Here is a 25,999-nt window from a genome sequence, read left to right on the forward strand (position 1 = left end):
TTTTGGAGTTTCTATTTAATCCCCAATAACCATTATACCAATTCTCCAATAACTAATTCCCCTAATAACGCCCGCGAATATTGGGACGAATCTCCTTGTCATACAGCTCGCGGAGCTCTTTGTGGGTTTCACTGGGAATAGGATCAAGGGAACTTGCCGATGTATTACTTATCACGTGCTCCCTTTTGGTGGCTCCGGGGATAATCGTTGTGACTTGGGGATGATCCAGTATCCAGCGTAAGGCCAGTTGTGGCATTTCCTTATCCGGCATTATTTGTTCGGTCTTGCGGACGAGCTCAAGTCCTTTGTCGAACTGAATGCCAGAAAATGTTTCTCCCACATTAAAAGCTTCTCCGTCGGCATTAAAATTCCGATGATCACCTTTTGGGAAAGTAGTGTTTTTGTCAAACTTTCCAGTCAGCATTCCACTTGCCAGCGGTACACGGACGATCAGGGCAACGTCTTTTTCTGCTGCTTTTTCAAAAATTTCATCGGCAAGGTGTTGTCGAAACAGGTTAAAAATAATCTGAAGTGAGGCTATCCCCTCCTGTTCCAGGCAGATGAGCGCCTCCTCGGTTGTTTCTACACTGGCGCCCCAATGCTTAATGAGTCCCTCCTCCTGAAGTTTTCTAAAATGATTGAAGACGTCTCCCTTCTCCAGCTCTTCTTGCGGAATACAATGAAACTGATCCAAAAATAACTGCGATAAGCCCAAATTGCGAAGAGAACTTTCTACATGCTCACGCATTGTTTTATAACTAAAGTTTTGTGGCCATCCGTAGCCATTATCTTCCCGGCGACCCAGCTTCGTTGCTACATGGATCTTCCGATCAGTTTCCAGCTGATCAAGAAAGCTTCCTATGGTCTTTTCACTGAGGCCCATACCATAGATATCAGCGGTATCTATAAAGTTGCCCCCCTGCTCAACATAGGACTGCAAGATAGAAAGCGCCTCTTCTTCACCTACTGAACCCCATTCGCTGCTGCCCAGCTGCCAGGTTCCAAGGCCAATTTCTGCGACGGATGTTCCTTTAAACGATCTGTAATGCATAAAAATATACGTTTTAAATAACTTTATAATTACAGGCAGCGAAGCTACCTATTAATGCTGTAAATCTATAAGTGCCTTTAAGGCCGGCTTGGGATTGTACTCCCGATCAAAAAGTAGAGGATAATTGGTACGCCCTGCAACAGGAAAATTATTGAGCCATGACTGGCCATCATTGAGTCCCCAGAATGTAACCCGGTCTATGTTGGTACTATGTTTTTTGAACAGCTTAAAAAGTTCAACATACCTTTCCGTAAGCTTTTGCTGGACTGAGTCGGGCAGCCCTTCGGAATATGGATTTAGTTCCAAACTGTTAGCCGTAGCTCCTTCCTCTTCATCGGGAAGCACATCGATATCTAATTCTGTGATCATTACCTTTACTCCCAGCTTAGAAAAGGCTTCAATGCTTTCTTCAACCTTACTTACTGGCGGATGCCTGAGTCCCAAATGAGCCTGCATGCCTATTCCCTGGATTGGAATATCCTTCGCCTGCAGTTGCTTTACAAGTCTAATAACCTCCTGGCGCTTTTCTGTTTTCCACAAATTATAGTCATTATAATAGAGCTCTGCGCTTGAGTCTGCGGCATGGGCATACTCAAATGCTTTAGCAATATAGTCGGTCCCCAGGATCTTGTACCATGGAGAGCCTCGCATGCCGCCCTGATCAAGCACCGCTTCGTTAACCACATCCCAGCCATCTATTTGACCTTTATAGCGACCAACCACCGTGGATATGTGCTCTTTCATACGCTGCAAGAGCCTATCGGATGATAAGGTATTACCCTTCTTATCCTCAAACACCCAGCCAGGCACCTGATTATGCCAAACCAAGGTATGGCCGACAATAAACATATCGTTCTTCTCTGCGAACGAAACGTATTGATCAGCGGGGTCAAAATTATATTCTTCTTCCCGGGGATGCACCGACTCCCATTTTAACAGATTTTCAGGAGTGGCGGAATTAAAGTGTTTGGCAATCAGAGATGTCGCTTCTGGAATTTCGCCCGATACCTGGGACGTATTCAAGGCTACTCCCACCTTAAATTCCTTTTCATAGGCTTTTGACAGCGAACCAAGATTCCCATCTCCGCTGGTTGATTGTTGGCTTTGACAACCACAGAAAAGAAATACCACTACTATAACACTGATTTTATGATACAGTAACATCGGTAATATACTTTCTTTTCGTGTTGAAGATATAGTCGCAGAAGCGATTAGCATATAAAGTAACACATTTTACCAATTCGAGAAACGGTATGAGCAGTCAATCTCCCTAAATCCCTCTTCTCCAAAGCCTGTCCCGACCATTGTCGGGGAGGGACTTCTAATGACAGCTCCTCAAAAAATGTACAACTTCCATCTTCATCAACGAGTTCCACCTTGCGTGTCCCGAGCAATTCGGGGGAGAAAGAGGACAGGAGGATTGAATCATTAGGACCCATACCTTAGAATTTGTGTTTACCGGCAAGCACGTTAAAGTACTAAATAGTTAAACATGCAAAGCTGTTACATAAAACTGTCAGCTTCTTTGTAGGCATTGATAAGCGCTTGTTCACCTTCTTTGCCATCCATAGAGTTACCATGTTCCATCCCCATAATCCCACGATATCCCTTTTCATAGATATGGCCAAACACATTTTGGAAATTGATTTCGCCCGTTCCCGGCTCATTACGGCCCGGATTGTCGCCCTGCTGAAAATAGGCAATCTCATCCCAGCATAAATCAATATTGGTAATAAGGTTCCCCTCGTTTTTCTGCAGGTGATAAACATCATAAAGAATTTTACAGGAAGGGCTATCCACTGCTTTACAGATCATATGGGTCTGTGTGGAGGTGCGCAAAAACAGGTCCGGTGTATCGCTCAGTGGTTCTAACACCATCACTAAATCATGCGGTTCAAAAATTTCTGCCGCCCTTCGCAGTGTTTCAATCACATTGCCGGTCTGTATATCTATGGGTAAATGCCGGGTAAAGTTGCCCGGAACGACTGTCATCCACGTAGCATTTACCCGCTTAGCTACTTCTACAGCCTCTTTGCAGGCATCCAGGAATATCTGGGTATATTCCTCATTGCCGGCCGTAAATGAATTTGCACCATTTCCTCCTTTATCAATGACAAAGACGCCCATTTCCATCCCTGATTTCGCCAGCTGTTGACCAATCTTTTCCTGCATCTCCGGAGAGCGTCCCATAAGACCATTATCCTCAAGGCCATTAAATCCCGCTTCAGACATAAACTTTAGCTGATCGATGAGATCATCACCGGCGTGGTGGCGGAACATGCCGAAATGAGGGGCATAATTTAAGTTGAAGTCCGCCGCTTCGTTTTGGGAATTCATATTTGATTTTATAGAACCAAAAGTTGCCGAAGCGCCGGTCAGTGCTGTTGCTCCCGTCAATAAACTGCTCTGTAAAAATTTCTTTCTATCCATAATTTTGTCATAGGTTATAATAATTAAATAAGTCCAACACCTTTAAACACCCAATTTTCTATCAAAACTAATAAACTAAAGAAAAAAGGTGCAAAAGCATTTGCCAAGACCTAAAATAAAAGCGGAGAGAATATGTTAAATTCTCCCCGCTTTATACTGTTTTATTTATCTATAATTACTCTTAGTAATTCGGGTTTTGAATCAAATTATCATTTCGATTCATCTCTTCAAAAGGAATGGGTTGGAAATACATTTTGTCCTCCCATGCCCTGTTACCCGGCACTTGTGAACGTACCTCGTAGTTATAGTTGGTATAGCTACTACGGTCAGCCTGGCTTGCAGCCTCTGCTGTAATGTAAATATTTTGTGCCTGTTCATTCATTACGTCAGGAGCAATCATCCAGCGGCGAACATCAAAGTAGCGTTGTTCTTCAAAGGCCATTTCAATGCGCCGTTCGTTGCGATACTCTTCCATAAGCTCATCTCCGGTTACGGAAGCATCGAATGTGGGCATTCCGGCACGGGTTCTTATTCTGTTGAGCTCCCGGCGCGCATCAGCAAAATCGCCAAGTTCAATAGACGCTTCCACGTAGTTCAGCAAGACTTCGGTGTACCTGAAGAAGATCCAGGATCCTTCCTGCTTATTACTTGAACCGTGCTGCATGTCATTGCGGATAAACTTTTTCATGTAATACCCGGTGTAGCTTCCGTTCCAGTCTTCGATAGGTCCGTCACGGGTATCGACGCCAGGCACTACACTTCCATCAGAAAGTTCAAGTTCTTTGAACGTTTGAATAACGTTCTCACCATCATACTGTACGGCATCAGGTGGACGCTGGACCCATTCAGAACCATCATGAAGGATAGAAGCTTCCAGTCGGGGGTCACGGTCTTCATAAGGAGAAGCAGCGTGATCAGGATTATCCCAGCTAAATTCAGATCCATCCTCCATTTCATAGTCATCCACTAAGTTTTGGACAGGCGTATTCCCAGCCCAGTTGTGATACCCATTGGGACCGTTATCCAAGCCCGGGTTATGGCCATCATCACGCGTTTCTATATAGTAACGCTCCATGATGGTTTCCGGGTTGGCAGGCTTCTCCGTAAGGAACAGCTGATAGTAATTCTCGCCGGCTTCCTCAGGAGTTGCCGGATTGGGCCGGTAAAGTTCATACGCTCCCAAATCCATTACCTCCTGAGCTGCAGCTTTGGCATCTTGCCACATTTGCTGTTGGTTTGCTCCACTATAGCCGGTCACATCCATACCACTTGGATTTTGGTGATATAGATCACTGGCGGCAAACAATAAAACACGAGACTTCAGCGCCATTGCTGCTCCGGCACTGGCCCGCCCTAAATCATCTCCACTTTGTTCAACCGGAAGTAGGGTTGCTGCTGCATCTGCTTCCTGAACGATAAAGTCAACGGTTTCAGCAAAGCTATTGCGCGCAGGGGTAATATCCTCATCATCTAAAGAATTGGGATCCTGAATAATGGGGACTCCTCCATAAATGCGAAGCAGATTATGATAGAAATAGGCTCGCAGAAAATGAGCCTGCCCATTAAAAGAATCGAGCAGTGCCTGATCTTCAATCGTTGTTTCTTGCATTTCAGCCAGCAGGGTATTTACCTGCTGAATGCGAAAATACAAGTCCGCCCAATCCCAATGGTTAAAGTCTCCCCGGCTTCCAAAACTTCCCCTGTTACTTGGAGAAACATTAGATTCTACAATCTCGGGAATGCCATAGCCATGAGTAAAATGAGCCTCATCGGTGGTCGAAGCTAACATTACCTCATAGAGCCCATGGCCCATACCGAGGTAAATATCATTCAGATACGCCTCAACAAGCGCCGGGTCGTCCCAGACCGCTTCTTCAGAAATCTGATCAACCGGCTCCTGGTCTAATACGCTCTGCACATCGCAGGCCGTAACAGCCAGTAACATTACACAAAGTAACGTTGATATATAAGTTAAATTTTTCATAGTGATCTAATATTTTTGGTGCTTAAAATGTTAAAGAAATTCCGGCATTTATTACCCTCTTCTGTGGATAATAGGAACCTGCACCGTTTTGTGTCTCAGGGTCCATAAGACCGAAAGAATCCCAGGTAAACAGGTTAAACCCATTGAGATATATGCGCATATTCTGCATCCCCAATCTACTGGTCAGGTTTGTGGGCATATTATAGCCAATCTCCAATGTTTTAAGTCGCACATAATCCGTATTCCTGAAGAAGTAGGTATTGCCATTAGCAATCCAATACTCTTCGGTACGTTGGAATGCACGGGGACCTTCCGCATGGTCTTGATCCGGGTGCTGCATCATTGCGTTATCGGGATCAGGTCTCCATCGCTTCTGGGCGAACTGGTTAAAGTAGTTACCAAAATCGCCAGATTCCGTCTGGATATATTGCGATGCCCCTGCAGCGCCCTGGAAGAAGGCGGTGAAGTCGAACTGCTTATAACTGGCTTGGAAGGTAATTCCTCCCGTCCATTCGGGCACATCATTTCGGTCTGATCGAACACGGTCATCAGCGGTAATTTCGCCGTCACCATCAATATCCTTGAATTTAATATCGCCCGGCCGTACGGCATCTCTGTCTCCTGCCCAGTAGGCTCCATATTCATCAATATCTGCCTCATTCTGGAAAATGCCGTCAGCAACATAGAACAAACCGGTATCCATTTTAGAACCGGTTGACTGTTGCCACTCGGGGGCTCCTGCGGGTTCATCCCAATAATTAATTTCATTGGTAGCCCAGCCCGCATTGAGTGAGATATTATAAATCAAGTCTTCATTCACCTGATCGCTCCAGTTAATGGAACCATCCACCCCATAACTCGACACTTCACCTATATTTTCTTCCGGCAGACTCAGTCCAGAAGTTTGAGGAATAGAAGCATTTCGCTGGGTAAGAATATCGGTTCTCAGGTAGTCGAAATAATCCATCTCAATCGAGAGACGGTTGTCGAGCATAGAGGCTTCGATACCAACATCAAACTGATTAGCAACCTCCCAGGTAATGTTGGGATTGGGCGTCCGGGTCTGGTACATGCTGGGCACTTCCGTACCACCACCGAAGATGTATCCACCTCCGAAACCATAACTGGCCAGGTACTGGTAAGGATCAATACGGTCGTTACCGGTTTGTCCCCAAGAAGCCCGAAGCTTAAGGTTATCAAAGAATCCTACATTATCAGCAAAGAAGTCTTCTTCGGACAGCCTCCACCCTACAGATACCGCCGGGAAGAATCCATAACGAGAACCTTTGGGGAATATGTAGGAGCCGTCATACCGACCAACCAACTCTAGCAGGTATTTGCTTTGGTAATCGTAGTTGATGCGACTGAAAAGACTCTGCCATACGCCCTTGTTACCACTGCCGTTATTGGCCCGTTGCTCTTCACCACCGGCAAATAACTGGTCAATAGCGGGGGAAATATAGTTACGTCGGAAGGCATTGAACCAAGCATTGGATCCTTCGCGACGCTCCGCTCCACCAATAAGACTTATGGAATGATCCTCAAAATCACGCTGATATTGAACCACGGCATTTATTAGGATACTGGAACTATCCGCACTGAATTGGGATAAGGTAGGTTCCTGACCAGATGGTCGTGAAGCACCGGTTAAATACTGGGCCGGATCACCGCCATTAGCGCGATATCCATCGGCATCAAAACCGTAAAGGGTCCATGGCGTCAACCATACTTTCTGTTCCTGCAATCGCTTGTTATAGGAGAAAGTTCCACGAACATTTAACCCTTCCACGCCAGGAATTTCAATATCAGCGACGAGGTTAGCATTAAGAAAGTATCGGTCATCCTGGTTATAACCGGTAGCGTCTGTTCCGGTAACCACAGGATTCTGACCATTTTCAATATCTGGTCCCGGCAATCCATTGGGCCAGTAGGCCGGAAGCTGTGGCTTCCCTCGCATAAGCATACGGAAAGTTGCTCCTGCCCCCTGTGTCGGAAAGTTACGATCTTCAAAGCGACCGCTTACATCAAACTGCAAACTAATATTGTCATTAACCTGCCCATCAATATTACTTCGGAAGTTATACTGATTGTATCCGGTAGCACTGTTTTCATAATATCCATCTTCGGTGAGTGCACCTAAAGAGAGACGATACTGCATGTTTTCAGTACCTCCAGACATCGCAACATCAGCCCGGGTTTGATAAGAGACCGGCTTTAAAGCTTCGGCAAACCAATCGGTATCGTGATAGAGCCATGGATCCTCCGCGCCAATATTCTCATGCTTCTGTATTTCTTCTTGGGAATATCGGGGATCATTGCCTCTGTACATATCCACTTCATTCAGCATTTGAAGATAGGTGGGAGCATCCGCCATATTTGGAATGCGGGTCGGCTGGTTAAAACCCTGGTTAAAGTCTATTTGCAACTGAGGAGCTCCCCCTGTTGCACTGCCTCGCTTGGTTTGTACCAGGATTACTCCATTTGCTGCCCGTGAACCGTAGATAGCCGCTGAAGCATCCTTCAGTACGGTCATATCCTCAATATCACGTGGATTTATACGATCAAGAGCACCAGCTTCAGCGGGCACCCCGTCAATCACGATCAACGGACTGTTATCGTTTAAGGTATGCTGGCCACGAATACGAATAGTAGACCCATCAGAACCGGGTTCTCCACTCGAGGTAACGCTTACCACACCGGGTAGCTTACCACCAATAGAGTTAGAGGTATTGGTGACCGGTGTTTTCTGGAGCTCTTCACCACCTACTGCACTTACCGATCCTGTCAGTGTTTCCTTTCTCTGTGTTCCATAGCCGACAACGACCATTTCTTCACCAGAATAGGTTTCCTGAACCATCTGAATTTCAATAGTTTCACGGCCGTTTATTGGCACTTCTTGCCGCTGGAAACCAATGAAGGTAAAGATTAAGGTATCCTGTAAAGAAGCCGTCAATGAGAATGCACCGTCACTGTCGGTTGATGTACCTGTAGAGGTACCTTTAACCAGAATATTAACGCCGGGCAGCGAGCTTCCTTGGTTATCAACTACTGTTCCGGATATTTCTGCATCCTGTGCCTGAACCTCCATAGCACTTACTGCAATGAGCAAGCCGGTGACTAACAACATCTTCGCAGATGGTATTCTAAACCAGTTGCCCCTCCAACTTTTTTCCAGAACTCTGCCTTTAAGCATAGCTCTGATTACATCTGTCACTTTTTTGTTCATAGTAACCCCTGATATACAATTTTAAGGTTTGAATTAATTTATCCATAAATAAGTGTTTTCGATAACATAGAAAGGCCGCTGATTCGCTTAACTTACTATCCCATCCACCTTAGCTACTTGCTTTAGCTGTTATACAAACACTTATCCCTTTCTTTAAGTATCAAATATGATGGATAATTATGCAAATATTTTTATTACTTAGAATATTATTACACAATATTTTTTTGTGACTTATTTTTGCTGCACAACAATTCAATAATTCTAACAGCTATAAATAAGGACTTGTCTTTTTCAGGATTTAATAACGCCTCTAAATTCTCTTTTAGAGATGAAACTATAAGAAGACCAAGCTCACTAAAAAACCGTTCTCAAAGCAAAACAAGCTGCATACTGAAACAATAAGAACTTCATATTTAGAATATGACAATGGGCTTCGCTTTAAAATTCAACCTCCTGCTGAAGCAATTAAAGGGGTACTTAACCGGATACTTTAAAGTTAACATCGTACTAACGAACTTTACTTTTATTGGGACATAATCATCTCTCAATTTCTTTGAATAATTATTTTTAACCTAAAAATATAGTCCAATCTGTGCGAGCCGCAGTCAAATTTCAAATTCAATTCAAGTTTATGCAAATATATTTCACATCAATGGTTATTGATTCTAAGAAGGCTTTGCAAAGCCTTCTCTAAATAATCATAAGAACCCAATAGTTTACTCAGGCTATGCTGACAAAAGACTCTACAACTAAAAGAAAAGCTGGTACTTCCCCGGCACTCTAAAAGAGATTCGTCTTGGTTATCTTAATGTGGTTAAAAATTGGTGTACTAAACAAAGTACCTCTGGCTTTTGCTATAAGATACTCATCGAGGTTTCTCTTAGAAAAGATGGATAGGGAGATTGAACTGTTACCTGAAGATCTTTAATTCTGTCTCTAACTGCTAAAGACGTTACTAATATGACTCTTAAACCTTAAGAAAGGGATGGGGTGATATCCATATCAAGGCATTCTTCAAACATAGCATCGTACTCCTCAATCCTTTTTGACCAGTCAAGATGCTTATTAATATTCTGCAGCGAGGCTTTGGGCAGAGGATCTGTTTGATTCGTCAGCAGGTCTTTCAAGTAATGAAACAGGTCATCTTCTGTTTCATAAAGCACCGGGGCATGTAATAACGGTTTATGCAGGCTCTGGGGAACCAATTCTGGGTAATGTAACCGGTTGGGTACCAAGGGGTGGCAACCGCAATATATGGCCTCCATAATAGCGACGCAGAAAAATTCATAGGTGGCTGTAGACACAACAATATCTCCCCGGTGCAGCAGTTTGCTGTAATTTTCTTTGTTTTCTACATATCCAAAGTGGGTAATATGCCGACCATAACGCTTCCAGGCCTTTTCGAACTCTTCAGGCTTTTCGTGCTGTGTATCCCCGGCCAATATCAGGTCAAAGGTTAAATCGATATCGTTTAGGCGATTCAAAACCCGAAAGAACATGGCCGGATTTCGATCAAACTGCCAGCGTTGATTCCAAACAATAACAGGATTATCGTTAGAACTTCGGATATCTGGCTGGGCATCAAATCGTTGAAGGTCAAGACCCGGGTAAAGCACCAAGCTCTTTTCGGCAATTTTGTCTACCGGGTAATAATATTTGTCATCCGGATAATTGGCCAAAAAATCCGGAAGGGCCTTCAGAAAGTCGCTGCGATGAAATTTAGAAGAAAAAATCAGCCGGTCAGCCGATAACATACTCAAATAGTTCAGGTAGCAATAGGTTTGATCTCGCTCCTCTCCTTCCGGCATGGGCTGGGTAAACTGGTTTTCATGCATATACATCACTTTCGGGATGTTGGCAAACCGTGGACTGGTCAACGACAAAAAAGCAGGCAAATTCGTCATACTGCTAACCAGCAGAAGATCAATCTCCTCTTCAACCTCTTGAGCCATACCGGCCAGTACTACGGAGTTACCATGCATTCGCCATTTCTTCCCCTTATAACTTAAATTAACAGGAATAATATGATGGCGAGAATGCTTCTGAAGTCCTTGTAAAAATGCTTTATGCGAACCGCTGTAAAAAGGTTCAACCGCCAGAATGTTCATGGGAGAAATTGATTGGTTGAATTGTTGAATGAATATTTATTGATTGAAGTAAACTAAAAAATAAGAGAATTCATTAATTCAACAATTCATTCTTACCTGAAGCGAGCTTCAATATCTTCAAGAGGTATATATTCTAATGTAGGCTTGTTCAGCGGATCTTTGTAGGGTTCATCGCAAGCAAATAACTGATCCAGCAAATTCTCCATCTCCATATCGGTAAGCTTCTTGCCTTTTGGAATGGCCGTCTTAGAAGCGAAAGCAATGGCTAATTTCTTGCGTTCATCAAGCTCTACTTTGCCATCAAGTTCCCGATATTGATGAAGCATGGCCTTTAGCACTGAATGTTCATCTCCGACATCGATATCGGCAGGCACCCCGCTTATCATTGCCGTATTTCCGCTCAAAAGCTGAACATTAAATCCCATTCGCTTTAAAATGGGATGCAATTCTTCCAAGAGTGAAAAATCAGATGCCGAAAACTCTATATTCTGTGCAAATAACAGCTGCTGAGTACTTGGAATAGCCTCTTCAGTTGCGCTCAGTGCTTTCTCATATACAATACGCTTGTGGGCCGCATACTGGTCAATCATGCACAATCCAGAACGCGTCTGAGTAAGAATATAGCAATTATGCAGCTGCCAAAACCCTCGTTCCCCCATACGCTCCGGAGGGGTATCTTTGCCTCCCTGCTCTTCCTGTTTGCGACGTTCAGACTGTTCATCAAAACTATACAGCTGGCGAGAAAACCCTTGTCCCTCCCCCTTGGGCTTAGACTTGGACTGGTCAAAATTGATGCGAGAAGGAAATTTTACCGGTTTTTTCTTAGGAGTGGATTTTTGCGTTGTTCCCCCGAAACTAAAGTCCGAAGAAAATCCACCGGATCGCGAGCTCCTACCTTGAGAGGTCGGAACCTCAGGAACTAAAAACTGTTCATTGAGTGCTTTTTTAACCACCGATTTTGTCAACTTGATCACCCCTCGCTCATCCTCAAACTTTACCTCCTCTTTAGCCGGGTGAACGTTTACATCCACCTGGGAAGGGTCAACGCTTAGGAAAATAGCATAAAAGGGATATTCCTTTTCTCCGGTCCAGGTATCGTAAATATTTAGTATGACGTGCGTAAGATAGCGATGCTGAAAAGGCCGACCATTAACAAAGAGAAACTGCTCGCCCCGGCTTCTTTTGGTCAATTTGGGATCCGCTAATATGCCGCGTACCGAAAGATAGCTGGTTTCCTCTTCAAACTCGATAAGGCTGGCTTTGTAGCTTTTTCCAAACATCTGGGCCACACGCTCTTTCAGCGGCTGCTCGGCAGGCAAGTCATAAATTGAGTCGGTATCAGCAATCAGTTCAAAACCAAGCTCCGGATTAGCCAACGCAGCCTGTTGAACGGTCTTCAGGATATGGCGAAATTCTGTTGCGTCGGTCTTTAAAAACTGGCGGCGGGCACGCACATTATAAAACAGGTTTCGGATGGCTACCGACGTCCCTATATCAACAGCGGCAGGTTCAAACGATTTCTCCTTTCCACCCCAGATCTCATATTTATACCCCATGTCATCACCGGGACGCTTCGTCTTAAGCGTAACTTGCGCTACTGAAGCGATAGAAGCCATCGCCTCTCCCCGAAAGCCAAGGGTTCTTACACGGAACAGATCATCCATGTCATGAATCTTGGAGGTTGCATGCTGCTTAAAGCAGAGCCGTAGATCTTCCTTCCCCATCCCGCAGCCATTATCCACGACTTGGATAAGCGTGCGTCCGGCATTCTGAATAATAATTTTGAGCTGGTTTGCTCCTGCATCGATGGCATTATCCAGCAACTCCTTGACCACTGAGCTGGGTCGTTGGATGACTTCGCCGGCAGCAATTTTGTTTGAGATTTCGGGAGGCAGCTCGTGTATAATCGAATCTTGGGAATCCGTTTCCTGAGTCAAAGTACGTACTTATTTTCGATTTTGCATTATTCTTCCACAGCATCGAGCAGTTTAGGGTACCCATGCTGATTAATCATCGGATACGAAGATAAAACTTATAGCAGATACATGATATACAAGATCATTGACAAGCCCAGCGCATACATCAATACCGATCGCCCTTGATGATATTTTTTGTGGCTTCTTCTAATCTTCATTCGCTCCTTTCTGCTCTTATCTTCTTCAGGATTATAATGGCGAAAAGGGTAATTAAATTTTCTGGGTTTGGGGCGATGCCCGAACATTGGTTTAATCATGGCAGCTTCCTTTCATAATAGATAGAAGTTTTCCATTAGCTGATATTAATATAACCAGAATATTCATCAAAATGCAGTCATTTCACAGGCTGGTATTTTGGCATGCACCTGCGATTTTTTTTTGGTATACTTAAAGGCAAATTTAATTCAAATATATTGCTGAGATTCTCATGAGTTATGACAAGATTACGCCCCCGGAAAAGGGCACCAAAGTTGAAAAAAAGTCCGATGGTTCACTAAAAATAGGTGATGATCCGATTATTCCATTTATTGAGGGTGATGGTATTGGCATCGATATTACGCCGGTCATGCGCAATGTTATTGATAGTGCGGTCGAAAAAGCCTATGACGGTCAAAAAGAAATTAACTGGTTTGAAATTTATGCCGGCGAAAAGGCCGTCGACTTCTATGGTGATGGAGAGTGGTTGCCAGAAGACACCTTAAATGCCATTGAAGAATATAAAATTGCTATTAAGGGCCCTCTTACAACGCCCGTAGGTGGAGGAATTCGTTCACTGAATGTAGCTATTCGTCAGAAAAAAGATCTTTATGCTTGTGTTCGCCCGGTAAAATATTACCAAGGCACCCCAAGTCCGGTTAAGCATCCCGAGAAAACAGATATGGTTATCTTCCGGGAAAATACCGAAGACATTTACGCTGGTATTGAATATCAAACAGGCACTGAAGAGAATGAGAAGCTTAAGAACTTCTTGATTAATGAAATGGGAGTCGATCAGATTCGATTCCCGGATACTACTTCCCTGGGTATTAAGCCTATTTCTACTGAAGGCACGAAACGCCTGGTCCGTTCAGCTATCGATTATGCTCTCGAAACCGGCCAAGACAGCGTTACGCTGGTTCATAAGGGTAATATTATGAAATTTACCGAAGGTAGCTTTAAGGAATGGGGCTATGAAGTTGCTCGTGAAGAATATGATGCCGAAGTTATTGGTGAAGGTCCCTGGTGCAAGCTTCCAAATGGTCTCGTTGTAAAAGACGTCATTGCTGATGCCTTCTTGCAACAGATCCTGACGCGTCCCGATGAGTATGATGTTATAGCCACCATGAACCTGAACGGTGACTATATTTCAGATGCTCTTGCTGCCTGTGTGGGTGGAATTGGAATTGCGCCCGGTGCAAACATCAATTATAACACTGGTCTTGCTGTTTTTGAAGCTACGCACGGTACGGCACCCAAGTATACCGGACAAGACAAAGTAAATCCGGGATCTCTGATCCTTTCTGCGGTTATTATGCTCCGATACATGGGCTGGAATGAAGCCGCTGACTTGGTCGAGAAAGGCATTGAGGCTTCCATTAATCAGAAGCAAGTAACCTATGACTTTGAACGCCTGATGGAAGGTGCTACCCTTCTGAAGTGTTCGGAATTCGGTGAGAAAATCGTAGAGAATATGTAATTCTTTCTCTCGTTTCTTCTCCACTTTTTCAAAATCCGCAGCGTCCAAAAGGCGTTGCGGATTTTTTTATTCCTATGAGACTTCGCAAAACCTCATTCTGTCAAAAACTCCGAAAAGGTTGCAAACCCTTTCGGTCTTTAGAGTCATTCAAACTATTTCAATTTTAAAGAGGAAAAATAAACCTTTTATCTGAGAGCTTGACATAGATAGAAAACCCGCAAAGAATTGGAACCTTTGCGGGTTTATAAATCCACCTAAAATAAAGAGAGCAATCAGGCCTTAGTTAAAGGAGTATCGAAGGCCAAACTGTACTCGCCAACGAGATTCCAATCCAAATGTATTGACATAAGTATTATTTAAACTGGGATCAAAGCTGTAAACGGGTCCCTCGCTTGGATCAGCCACATTAATACCAACAGGCTGACTGTTCGTCGGATCTTTCCGGACACCCCATTCTGAATTGAGCAGGTTGCCAATATTAAGAACATCAATACTGAATTCAATGGAGTTGTTGCCGAGATTCAGTTTCTGAAGCACTCGCAGATCATACTGACTGTACCACGGACTCAATACCGCATACTTTTCGGCATATTGCCCCCTTCGGCTGCTTAAGTAGTCGTCTTGGGCAATAAATTCACTGAATGCCTGGCGCTGAGCCTCCTGCTCTTGCCCGCTCCCCGTAAAGGAATAGGTCTGGAGCTCAGACTCTGTAGGAATGTAAATCAGATCATTCAACCCAGAACCGTCACCGTTTGCATCGCCGGAGTAGGTATAACTGAATCGTCCGCCCTTGGCATATTCAAAGAAGAGCGAGAAGGTAGTAGCCCATCGGCTGTCCTGCCCATAGCGAAAGGTTTTATTGGCCGTCCCTACAAAACGATGCTTGTTGCCATAAAGCGATGGGGATAGGTTCGGCGTATTTACATTTCCAAGCGCCGGATTTCTTGCAAAAGCATCACTTGAAATTTCAGCTTCAATAGAATTTACATCCTGCGCATCCAGGTAGTTATAGGCCAGCGAAGTAAAGAAGTTTTCACCAAATCGCTTTTTGACCTCTACCGTCCAGTTAAAACTCCGTCCTTTATCCGTATTTGTGAAGACGTAGGCATTTTGAGCAGGTCCCCCGAATGCTCCTACCTGGTTACCATTCGGATCTTCGGCATAGTCATCAGTTGTGTAATAGGCCCTGTTATCAACCCCGTTTAAGGTGCCGGATGGCGGTTTTAATCCAAAGTTCTTAACCAGCACACCATTTACATCTTTGGTAAAGATGAAATCTGAGGAAAGTAACCAGCCGCCCTTAAATCGCTTTTCAACACCTATGTTTGAGCGCCAAACCTGGGGAAATTGGAAATCAGGGTCCGTGACCTGGTAAAATGAAAATCCTGTATTAGCAACCTGGTTGCCCACCCAAACAAATGGGAAGCGCCCTGTGAAGAGGCCTGATCCACCTCGAAGCTGTAGTGTCTGATTGCCCATGGGATTCCAGTTAAAACCAATACGTGGCGAAAGAATAGGCGTCTGCTCGGGAAGCTCTGTACTACTGAATTGCACCGGATTTCCATCCTCATCGTAGTAGGTTAAATCAGGAGCATAGGTGCCGCCTTCATCCAGGGTGCCCCCCTTTCGTTCAATATTCTCCCGGATCTTTTCTTTTGTATTAAAGTAGAGCGGCATATCCACGCGCAATCCATAGGTAAAGGTAAAGTCGTTGTTTATGGTCCACTTATCCTGTGCATAAATGGCCCATTGACCGACGTTCGTCTCAGCCAGCGCCCAGCTGTCATTAGCATTATTATTATCAAAAACCTGTTGAGCATTTTCGACTGCAGCATCAAGCCCACCGGAATTAACCAGATCTACGAAGTTTTCCATTGGGATACCTGCCCCGGAAAATACTCCACCCGGTTGCCCGATGTAGTACGCCCCAAGGTTAAAAGAGTTATCAAATTTGAAGGCTTCGAATGATGTACCTATGGTGATGGTATGGTCCCCTGCAAAAATGTCGAAATTGTTGGTCACCTGGTATACCTTCTGGTCGAGACGATTGTGGATAGAAAACGGCTCGTGTCCTGCAACGATATATCTGATACCATTTTTTGAAATGTTAACCGTGGGGAAAGGCGAACTAAAGGGATCCCGGCTGTCATCAAAATGGGTATACCCTACCTGCAGCTTATTCGAAAACTTATTACCAAGCAGTGACCGTAATTCTACGATACCGGACTGTATCTTATTATTGATACGGTAGCCGGAATTATGAAACTGTAGTGTGGTCTGATCCGGTCCGCGACGGCCAATAGCCGAGGGATGTGCATTCTGCTCCCGAAAAGCATCCAGAAAGTTATAAGTAGCCGTTAAAGAGTGATTGTTATTGATGTTCCAATCGAGCTTAAAAATACCCTTGTTGTTATCAGTATCGTGCGAATAGCGTTCATAGGCGCCGGTACTGTATCCGTAACGATCGGCCAGTGCATTACTAACGGTCATCAGATCCTCTTCTTCTACCCGCGAAACATTGCCCCCGGATCGACTGGAATTATTGGCCAGGAAGTTACTTCCAAGGTCATCACGAAGATCAAGTTCAAAGTTGGCAAAGAAAAAGAGCTTATCTTTGATAATAGGTCCACCCAGGCTTAATCCCGTCTGGAACTGTGTAAGATCCGGCACAAAGATATCATTTCCTTCCACTTTGGATCCGGTAAAATCCTCATTTCGGTAGAACCCAAACACCGATCCCTTAAACGTATTGGTTCCACTCTTGGTAACGGCATTGACGGCAGCACCGGTAAAACCAGCCTGTGTGACGTCATAGGGAGCTACCGACACCTGAATCTGATCGATGGCATCCAGCGAGATGGGCTGAGCGTTGGACTGTCCCCCGGGCGTAGCGGCATCTAATCCAAAGGGATTATTAAAGATAGAGCCATCCAGCGAAAAGTTATTAAACTGGTCATTACGTCCGGCAAAGGAATTCCCATCCGAAGAAGGCGCCAGCCGGTAGATGTCTTCTGCAGAGCGGGTTATAGTTGGTAACTGCTGAATTTCCGCATTGTCAATGGTAGTAGCAGCCCCGGTACGGCTTTCGTTGATATCCTCATCCCCTCCTGCCGTAACGACGACTTCGTCAAGACCTTCGACGTTTTCTGCCAGCTGAAAATTTACGGTTTGGGTTTTGCCCAGTGATAAGGTGATATCTCCCTGGACTTGTTTTTCGAAACCGATGAAGGTTGCGGTAACGGTATAAGGCCCTCCAATACGAAGATTGGGCAGGGTAAATCGCCCGTTAGAACGAGTGGATACGCCCCTTTGTGTGCCCGACGGCTCATGTACCACAATTATATTTGCACCTGCTAACGGCTCTCCACTTTCATCAGTCACCTGCCCTTCGATGGAGGCAGTGGTAACCTGTGCATAACTTGTGTTAACTGTTAGTAGGGTACACAAACAGATTAACACAGCTCCTATTACTGCTTGTAACAATTTGGCCATATTTTCTACACTTTTTAATTATATGATTACAATTCATTAAAAGTTATTTAAATTTTGGGTAAATAAGTAGTCAAGGCATTCATAAGTTATATTCAGTGGAGATCACTTTAGTAAGGGGAGCACTTTGAAGCAAATTCCTGTTGTCTAAATCCATACAAGCTTCAAGCTTAATTCGGTTTGAGATCCCCCGACAACATGGTATAGTTAAATTCTCTCAATAAGATCAACAGGTTGCATGCGCTCCCCCATTCTATTTGTTATATGGATTGGTCTGATATCCTTACTGTTTGTACCAATAATCCTTACTGTTTCCGCGGTACATCCTTACTGTTTCCGCGGTACATCCTTACTGTTTCTACACCATAAACAGTAAGGATTTTCGAATAAGGTACGGGGAGCCCGGCTGATTGCTAAGTGATTGAACACATTATTTCCTCTTTTAAGGAAACCTATGCCTGGGCTTAAAATATTGAAAGGAAGGTAAGTCGCCTTGTATATTCTATAATAGTGCGAACTTTTACTTGCACCATTGATAGCAACAAAGCCAAAAGGCAGGACTCATGATCAAATTGAATAAGCTTTATAAAGAAACAGCAGTTGTATTAAAAGCTGGAAAAAGCATCAGAGTTTACCAAGCTATTCCACGCCTCCTGGTGAGCGGATAACTGCTCCCCCATTCGTTCAATAAGCTCAGCCCGGTCTGCCTGAACTTCGGCAAACCCCAAAGAACTGGATTGCCCTTCTACGCCTTGGGTATTGGTTTGACTGCTATTAGCCACCTCATTAACAACACGGTCCGCTTTACGAAGAGCAATCAAAAAGCCCGGCGTATCAAGTCCCGAGTCACTTCCCAGCTCTTTAAGAGCATCGTTGCGGACGGATTCAAGCCGGTTTGAAACGGACTGCCTAAGCAAAACACTGGCCCGTTCTACGGCCTTAGATACCGCTGAAACCGAATCGGGGCCAATAGCAGTGGCATAACTACTGATTGTTGAACCTTCAAAAGCTACTTCTTCCTTATTAAACCATGTGGGTGTTGACTGAGACTCCGCAGAAACATCATTTTGGGCATTGGCAGAGGGAGAAACCGTTTGTGATGTGCTTGAACATCCTGCAAAAGCACTTGCAACTACGATGATTGTAAGTAAAGAAAATAAGCGGTTCATAAATCTATATAGTTTCCTGTTTAATATTTATTCTGGATATCAGATAACCTTAAAATTCTTCTAAAGATCAGCGGATCATTACTTAAAGAAAAAGCTATGTCGTGGCATTGTACTTATAATGAAGCGGGCATATTCAACCTTCTTCTCATCAATGATAATGAGTCCCGGGAAAGATCCTTTAAAGAATACATACTTTCAACTGTCGTATGTGTTCCGCGCTCACTTTGGGAAAGGTGTATTTCTCTACCTTAGAGCAACTCCTTTTATTGATTTTCGGAGGAATTTACCGTCTCCAGTTTCCCAAGCTTTAAAGTTTTGGACAATTCCTCTCCGTCTCGCCAAATTTTAAGAGATACCCTATCACCAGGATGCAAAACGGCAATCTTCTGTTGCAACTGGTTAGATTTGTTCACGACCTGTCCGTTAACACTTAAGATAACATCGCTGCTTTGCAGTCCTGCCTCGGCTGCCGCTCCACCAGATGATATATTCGTGATGAGCACACCTTTAATTTGATCCATCTCCAACTCTTCAGCAAGGTTAGCATCAACCGTTCGGATAACGACCCCCAATAATGCCCGATGCACCTCGCCATATTCAATAAGATCGCTGGCTACCTTCATTGCAAGGTTAGAAGGGGCCGCAAATCCATATCCCTGATAGCTTCCACTCAAGGAGGCGATAGCGGTGTTTACCCCAATAAGTTCTCCACTGGTATTCACCAAGGGTCCCCCGCTGTTCCCCTTATTGATGGCGGCATCCGTCTGTATAAAACTTTCCACCCGCATCTGATCTCGTATAATCTGCATATCGCGACCTAAGGCGCTTACAATACCCGCTGTTACCGTTGAGCGCAACCGGAAAGGATTGCCAATAGCCAATACCCACTCGCCCACTTCTACATTATTAGAGTTGCCAATAGTGATAGCCGGCAAATTTTGTGCATCTATTTTCATGACAGCCAAATCGGTGGTTGGATCTTGCCCTACAATACGTGCCGAATAAGTCCGGCGGTCATTTAGGGTCACTTCAATACCATCCTCCGTGGCGCCGTCAATTACGTGGTTGTTTGTCAGGATGTATCCATCGCTGCTAATGATAATGCCCGAACCTACCGTCCGTGCCCGACGTGGAAAAATATGTCCCCAGAAATCCTCCTCTTCCTGATGAATATCATCCTCCGGCATGTCCTCTTGAGAAAAGGGGACTTCTGATTCTATATATACCACCGTGGGATTTACCCGGTTGGCGATTTCTTTGAAAAGAAAACGGTCATCCAGCTGTTGTAATTCTTTATCGGTGAAAATAGGCCGGGCGCTATGTTTTATTTCTGTAACTTTTACATCTGCCCGATCATCAACCCGATCTTGCTGATAAAAAGCGAATAAAGTTCCCACTAAAATACCAATGAGCAATAATAATATGCCTGAAAGATATCGGTCCCGTGTCCTCATAATGACTCCTGTAATATTTGTTCAAAGATGGCATCTGAGGTACGATCCTTTAATCCCTCAACATGGAACTTGAGATACCGATCTAATTTATCTATCAATGCCTTTAGCTCTCCCCTTTCAAATGGTATATCAAATAATTTAGAACTTTTTGACTGGAGCGCAATAGCTAAAAACCTAAATTGATTAGGGGTTAACTTGTATGCGTGTGATGAAACACTCTCCGTAGTTATTAAACCCGATTCGAGGTTTAAATAGTTCATTTTATCCGAACGGCCGGCATGGTCTACCTGCAGGCCAATACCAACAAGGGTAGCTAATCGAATCTGTAGGTAGGGGAAAATAAGCGGCGGATGAATCTCGGTTTCATCCAGCCAGTGCAACATTTTTTGGGAGAAGTTGAAGAGGGGTTTATTGACTTCGTTTTCGTGCAGCAGCTGGCTGATAAGCTCAATTGCGGAAGTCATTGTCGCCATCTTCTCAAAATCAATGCGCAAGTTCATCAACTTTTCGAGATAACTCGCCTCCGAAAGTATCTGTACTGAACGAGAAGATTTATAGTAGTAAATGACATCCAGCAGATTGCCTATTTCAATGAGCCCGGAAAATTTATTCTTGGGCTTTTTAGCACCACGAACCATCAGCGCAATTTTACCATGTTCACGAGTGAACATGGTAACAATCTTGCTTGATTCCTGGTAGTCTACCGTTTTAAATATTATAGCCTCGGTATGCGTAATCATTCCTTTTCTTATTCATGGCATTAATAATCCATCTACAGAAAAGGAAGTATAGTACCGGTAGAAATGCAACAACAATTTTAATTTCCGGTACCCGTCAACTGTATCGATTTAACCGGCCTGTTATTTAACGCAGAGTTATTGATCGGCTTCAGTTTTTGAGTTGACTCCTGGATGAGGGCCTCAAAGTCGCTGTTATTCATTTGGTCTTCAAAATGGATAACATTTTCTCGATCAACCCACGGTGTTACCTTTTTCGCGGCTGCAGAAGTAACTTTGAGAGCTTCGAAATTAATATTATTCAGCTGGAAATCGCTACTGCCGGAGGCAACTTGCGATTGTGAAGGAGCAGCCGATATCCTTGATCTGCGAGAATCGTCGGTTACACTACCGCCCATATAAAACCATGTGCCTCCTGCCCCAATCGTCAATGCCAGCGTAGCTGCCACTGCGTACTTGAAAACAGGGTTAAGAGTTTTCTGGGACTCTCGATTTTTTTCGGCCTGCTCAGCAGCCTGTTTTAAAATATTGTTCGAGAGCTCAGATGGAGGGTCCTTGCGGGGAAGCTTGTCTAATTTTTTTAGCGTCTGCCGCATACTTTCGACCTCGATTAGAAGGTTTTCGTCCTCCATCATTGCTCGTTCCATCAGTAGCTCCTCAGAAGGATCCATCTCCTTCATCAGATACCGAATGCAATCATTATCCTCGTTGCGCATAGTTTTGTTCTTCTTGTTCTTTTTCTTTATCAAAAAGTTTTCGAAGATTTATCAACGCATACCGCATTCTTCCGAGTGCAGTATTGATGGATACGTTCGTCAAATCAGCAATTTCCTTAAACGGCATTTCATAATAATGACGCAGCATTACTACTTGACGTTGTTCCTCAGGAAGATCACTTATATGTTTCATCAGACTATTTTTAATTTCATCTTTTTCAAGCTGTTCCTGTGCGCTGACAAGATCTTCATCAGGCAAACGATCATAGAAATCAGTGTTTGATTCCTTGTCGTAGTTAGAACTAACGTCCACGAACCGTTTTTGTTTTCTTAAATAATCAATTGTTGCATTATGGGCTATTCTCATCACCCAGGCAATCCATTTACCCTGCTCATTATAGGTGTCATCCATCTTAGTAATGACCTTGGTAAACGTCTCCTGGAAGATGTCATCAGCCTTGCCGGCACTACCTACCATACTGTAGATATAGGAATAAATCTTCGTCTGATGACGATTCATCAACTCGCTGAATGCCTGTTCGTCCCCATTTTGGCGATAAAAACGAACCAGATCCTTATCATCCAGCTGTTTATATTTCTTACTGATATGTTTGGATTGTTCAAGCTTCATAATTTCCTCACGCCTGATTTAAGAATTTTTAGTCTTCGATGCAACTAATTTTTGCAATTAGACGCATTATATTGACCTCATCTTACTTTCAGAACAAATTTTACTGCTGTTATGATTCATCTGTTTAATTGTATCACTAATGAATACGTATAACATCCAATATTGTTCCGTTTCAGTCAATGTCTATTTCCATTGTATGTAATGAACAACTCGATGTATATCACATGATGATGTGATGCCGACAATTAGGCCTCTGTGTGAAAGTAATCATACACCCGTTGACCCATTTTATTCCCAACTTCCTCTTGTAATACGTCAATATCTGCTTTTTGGATTGATTTTACGGATCCAAATTTTGTTAACATTTTTTGAGCAGTTTTTTCTCCAATGCCCTTAATTTGGGTTAATTCGGTCTGTATGGTTCGTTTTGAGCGTTTATTTCGGTGGAAAGAAATCGCAAAGCGGTGTGCCTCGTCTCTCACACGCTGCAATAGCTTCAGGGCCGATGATTTTTTGGGAATCATAATGGACTGCGAGCGCCCCGGTACAAATACTTCCTCGAGTCGTTTGGCCAGCCCAATAATCTCACACTGCCCGTAAAAGCCGATCTCTTTTAATGCTTCTACCGCACTGCTAAGCTGCCCCTTGCCCCCATCCACGACAATTAAATCGGGAACTTGCTGCTTTTCGTTCATAACCCGCTTGTAGCGCCGGCTAAGCACTTCTTTCATGGAGGCAAAGTCGTCGGGGCCTTCCACCGTTTTGATATTAAACCGCTTGTATTCGCTTTTTCTTGTTCGCGCATCCACAAAACAGACCATGGAAGCCACCGGATCACTGCCCTGCAGGTTCGAGTTATCAAAACATTCAATGCGCCGTGGCAGCCGATCCAGGTCGAGATGCTCTTTCAGTTCTTTTACAGAATGCGGGATACGCTTTCGGGCCGCTTTTTCCTTTTCCAGCTTACGCTCTCCCAGCAAGAGCTTGGCATTCGACAGGGCCATCCGAATCATTTTGGCCTTTTCTCCACGCTGTGGGCGGTGGATCCGTACTTTTCGTCCACGTTCTTCCCAGAGATATTGGGCAAGAGGTTCATCATTCACAAGGTCGTCGCTTACGTACACTTCATCTGGTATTCCACCCGCATGTTGCCCTGTGTAATAATCTTCTACAAATGACTGCAACATCTCTCCTTTCTCCAGATGCTTGATATTCTTAAGGAAGCGGTGGAATTTACTAATCAGCTTTCCTTCGCGTACTTTAAATAGCACACCACATGCTTCCGATATTTCTTCATCTACTTTAATGGCAAAGAGATCACGGTCTACTTTTTTATCGGCCACCATCTTCATCTTACGGCTGTATTTTTGTACCGCCCGGAGGCTATCCCTGATACGCGCAGCCTTCTCAAATTCGAGGGCTTCGGATGCTATCGACATCTCTTCTTTGAGGTCCCGGATCAAGGCATCCGTCCGGCCGTTCAACATCCGCTCCACTTTATAAATCGTCTCTTGGTATTCTTCCATGTCCCAATCACCGGAACAGCTTTCCAGATAATCATCAAAGCAAGAATGCCATTGGGGGGCGCCTTTAGTCCGGTCTACATTTTTTCGGGAAACGGCGCATGTACAGAGCCCAAAAGCTTTTCGCATCGTTTCCAGCATCCGCTTCATGTGCATAACGCTGTCGTAGGGACCGAAATACTTACTGCCATCATTGATGACGGTTCGCGTTGGATAAACCCGGGGACGATCGTCATTGGTCACGCAGATATATGGATAGGATTTGTCGTCCCTATACATCACGTTATAACGAGGCTGATGTTCTTTAATCAGGTTATTTTCCAAGATTAAAGCCTCGGCCTCAGAATCCGTCACAATGACTTCCAGATCCTTGATCTTTTTCACCATTACACGAATGCGACCGTCGTGCCCCCCCGATTCCTGAAAATAAGATCGCACCCTGTTACGCAGCCGCTTGGCTTTGCCAATATACAATCGCCGATCCTTACGATCTTTAAACATATATACACCCGGCGAAAGCGGCAGATGGTCTACCTTCTCCTTCACATCTATGTTTGCAGAACTTGTGCTCATCAATTACTATTTATTTTTATCATTCTTTCGTCCGAACATTAACAAAAAGATAAAACCATGCAATCCACGCGGTTTTATCTTTATCGTAACTAATAGCCACTGAATCTATGTCAATACAGTCGATTATTCAATGGATGATGATCGGTATTTCCATTGTTTTACTTTCTGGTCAGTCTGCAGCTAATTTACAAAATAGAGGGATGTCCTTACAACCTGCAACTCCGGATAATTACGAATTGGTATGGTCTGATGAGTTTGATTATGAGGGCTTACCGGATGATTCGAAGTGGAGCTATGATGTCGGCGATGGGTGCCCCGATTTATGCGGTTGGGGAAATAATGAACAACAGTATTATGCCCAGAACCGGCTTGAGAATACACGGGTACAAGACGGGCATCTCATCATCACTGCTCGCAAAGAATCTTACAAAAGCGCAGCTTACACTTCAGCACGGCTGTTGACTCGCAATAAAATGGCCTGGACCTATGGACGTATAGAGGTCAAGGCCAAGCTCCCTTTGGGCCGAGGAACCTGGCCCGCAATCTGGATGCTCCCGGAAGAATGGGTTTACGGCGGATGGCCTTCAAGCGGAGAGATTGACATTATGGAGCACGTGGGACACGAACCTAACCGTATTTATGCAACGGCTCACACCGAGGCCTTCAACCACAGCGATGGTACCCAAAACACGGATACCCTCCGCGTGCCGGATGCCGAGCACCGTTTTCACCGGTATGCTATTGAATGGACCCCGGATGCCATCACCTGGTTTGTTGATGACAAACAGTATGCGGTCTTTAAAAATCGCCGGCAGACTTATAAGGAATGGCCCTTCGACCAACCCTTTCACCTGATTCTCAATATTGCGGTCGGCGGCAACTGGGGAGGTCAGGAAGGTATTGATGATACGATCTGGCCCCAAGAGATGGTTGTTGACTACGTTCGCATATATCAAAAGGAATAAATCCACTCAAATATTGATAGCCACCAAAATTATATTTTACTTAATTTTTTGATAAGCGAATGGGATAGACGGGAAATAAAGTGCCATGACGAACAGAAAACGTATATTTGTGTGCCTCTTGCTGATTATTCAGGCAGGACTCATCTGGCCGGTATATGCTATCTTTAGTGGCATAAAACCCATGATCCTCGGCCTTCCCCTCTCCTTTGCCTGGATCATCTTCCTCCTGCTCTCTTCTTTTTTCCTGCTCCTCTGGTATCATTTGAGTGAACCTTCCGACTCTACTGGTGAG

The 25,999-nt window shown here is 44.3% G+C and carries 17 protein-coding genes; 2 read left to right on the top strand and 15 right to left on the bottom strand.

Annotated features, from left to right (window positions below; translation table 11 throughout):
- Positions 1-61: 61 nt before the first annotated feature.
- From J6I44_RS06060 to mutL, 7 genes are all read right to left on the bottom strand, one after another.
- A complete protein-coding gene (locus J6I44_RS06060) occupies positions 62-1,051 on the bottom strand; it encodes an aldo/keto reductase (protein ID WP_265765116.1) in 990 nt (329 codons plus the stop codon).
- Positions 1,052-1,102: 51 nt separating this feature from the next.
- Positions 1,103-2,215, bottom strand: a complete 1,113-nt coding sequence (locus J6I44_RS06065) for an endo-1,4-beta-xylanase (protein ID WP_265765117.1) — start codon at positions 2,213-2,215, stop codon at positions 1,103-1,105.
- Positions 2,216-2,554: 339 nt separating this feature from the next.
- The gene (locus tag J6I44_RS06070; RefSeq protein ID WP_265765118.1) at positions 2,555-3,481 is read right to left on the bottom strand and encodes a hydroxypyruvate isomerase family protein; all 927 of its coding nucleotides are present in this window, start codon (positions 3,479-3,481) and stop codon (positions 2,555-2,557) included.
- Positions 3,482-3,662: 181 nt separating this feature from the next.
- Entirely contained in the window at positions 3,663-5,465 is a 1,803-nt protein-coding gene (locus J6I44_RS06075; RefSeq protein ID WP_265765119.1) for a RagB/SusD family nutrient uptake outer membrane protein, read from the bottom strand.
- Between the two features lie 22 nt (positions 5,466-5,487).
- Complete coding sequence (locus J6I44_RS06080; RefSeq protein WP_265765120.1) at positions 5,488-8,691, bottom strand: SusC/RagA family TonB-linked outer membrane protein; 3,204 nt, start codon at positions 8,689-8,691, stop codon at positions 5,488-5,490.
- Positions 8,692-9,665: 974 nt separating this feature from the next.
- Positions 9,666-10,799, bottom strand: coding sequence for a tRNA-queuosine alpha-mannosyltransferase domain-containing protein (locus J6I44_RS06085; protein WP_265765121.1), 1,134 nt, complete (start codon positions 10,797-10,799; stop codon positions 9,666-9,668).
- A 92-nt stretch (positions 10,800-10,891) separates the two neighbouring features.
- The gene (gene mutL, locus J6I44_RS06090; RefSeq protein WP_265765122.1) at positions 10,892-12,736 is read right to left on the bottom strand and encodes a DNA mismatch repair endonuclease MutL; all 1,845 of its coding nucleotides are present in this window, start codon (positions 12,734-12,736) and stop codon (positions 10,892-10,894) included.
- Between the two features lie 466 nt (positions 12,737-13,202).
- Between mutL and icd the strand changes: the two genes are divergently transcribed.
- Positions 13,203-14,450, top strand: a complete 1,248-nt coding sequence (gene icd / locus J6I44_RS06095) for an NADP-dependent isocitrate dehydrogenase (RefSeq protein ID WP_265765123.1) — start codon at positions 13,203-13,205, stop codon at positions 14,448-14,450.
- A gap of 279 nt (positions 14,451-14,729) precedes the next feature.
- Here the strand turns inward: icd and J6I44_RS06100 are convergent, their stop codons facing one another.
- The 7 genes from J6I44_RS06100 to uvrC form a co-directional block, all read right to left on the bottom strand.
- The gene (locus J6I44_RS06100; RefSeq protein WP_265765124.1) at positions 14,730-17,942 is read right to left on the bottom strand and encodes a TonB-dependent receptor; all 3,213 of its coding nucleotides are present in this window, start codon (positions 17,940-17,942) and stop codon (positions 14,730-14,732) included.
- Between the two features lie 602 nt (positions 17,943-18,544).
- Positions 18,545-19,108 carry a hypothetical protein gene (locus J6I44_RS06105; protein WP_265765125.1) on the bottom strand — a complete coding sequence of 188 codons (564 nt, stop codon included), beginning with the start codon at positions 19,106-19,108 and terminating at the stop codon, positions 18,545-18,547.
- 263 nt (positions 19,109-19,371) lie between these two features.
- On the bottom strand, positions 19,372-20,562 hold the full coding sequence (locus J6I44_RS06110; protein WP_265765126.1) for a S1C family serine protease: 1,191 nt from the start codon (positions 20,560-20,562) through the stop codon (positions 19,372-19,374).
- Entirely contained in the window at positions 20,559-21,302 is a 744-nt protein-coding gene (recO, locus tag J6I44_RS06115) for a DNA repair protein RecO (protein ID WP_265765127.1), read from the bottom strand. Before recO ends, J6I44_RS06110 begins: the two co-directional genes overlap by 4 nt.
- Positions 21,303-21,379: 77 nt before the next feature.
- On the bottom strand, positions 21,380-22,015 hold the full coding sequence (locus J6I44_RS06120) for a hypothetical protein (RefSeq protein WP_265765128.1): 636 nt from the start codon (positions 22,013-22,015) through the stop codon (positions 21,380-21,382).
- On the bottom strand, positions 21,999-22,646 hold the full coding sequence (locus tag J6I44_RS06125; protein WP_265765129.1) for an RNA polymerase sigma factor: 648 nt from the start codon (positions 22,644-22,646) through the stop codon (positions 21,999-22,001). The genes J6I44_RS06120 and J6I44_RS06125 overlap by 17 nt, the downstream gene beginning before the upstream one ends.
- Positions 22,647-22,891: 245 nt before the next feature.
- Positions 22,892-24,742, bottom strand: coding sequence for an excinuclease ABC subunit UvrC (gene uvrC / locus J6I44_RS06130; RefSeq protein WP_265765130.1), 1,851 nt, complete (start codon positions 24,740-24,742; stop codon positions 22,892-22,894).
- A gap of 107 nt (positions 24,743-24,849) precedes the next feature.
- On the opposite strand from uvrC, the gene J6I44_RS06135 reads away from it, so the two are divergent.
- The gene (locus J6I44_RS06135; protein WP_265765131.1) at positions 24,850-25,707 is read left to right on the top strand and encodes a glycoside hydrolase family 16 protein; all 858 of its coding nucleotides are present in this window, start codon (positions 24,850-24,852) and stop codon (positions 25,705-25,707) included.
- Between the two features lie 40 nt (positions 25,708-25,747).
- Here J6I44_RS06135 and J6I44_RS06140 read toward each other — a convergent pair whose 3' ends face one another.
- Positions 25,748-25,969 (bottom strand): hypothetical protein, encoded by a 222-nt coding sequence (locus J6I44_RS06140; RefSeq protein WP_265765132.1) that lies wholly within the window; start codon positions 25,967-25,969, stop codon positions 25,748-25,750.
- Positions 25,970-25,999 lie beyond the last annotated feature (30 nt).

The organism is Fodinibius salsisoli (assembly GCF_026229185.1).
GTDB classification, from domain to species: domain Bacteria; phylum Bacteroidota; class Rhodothermia; order Balneolales; family Balneolaceae; genus Fodinibius; species Fodinibius salsisoli.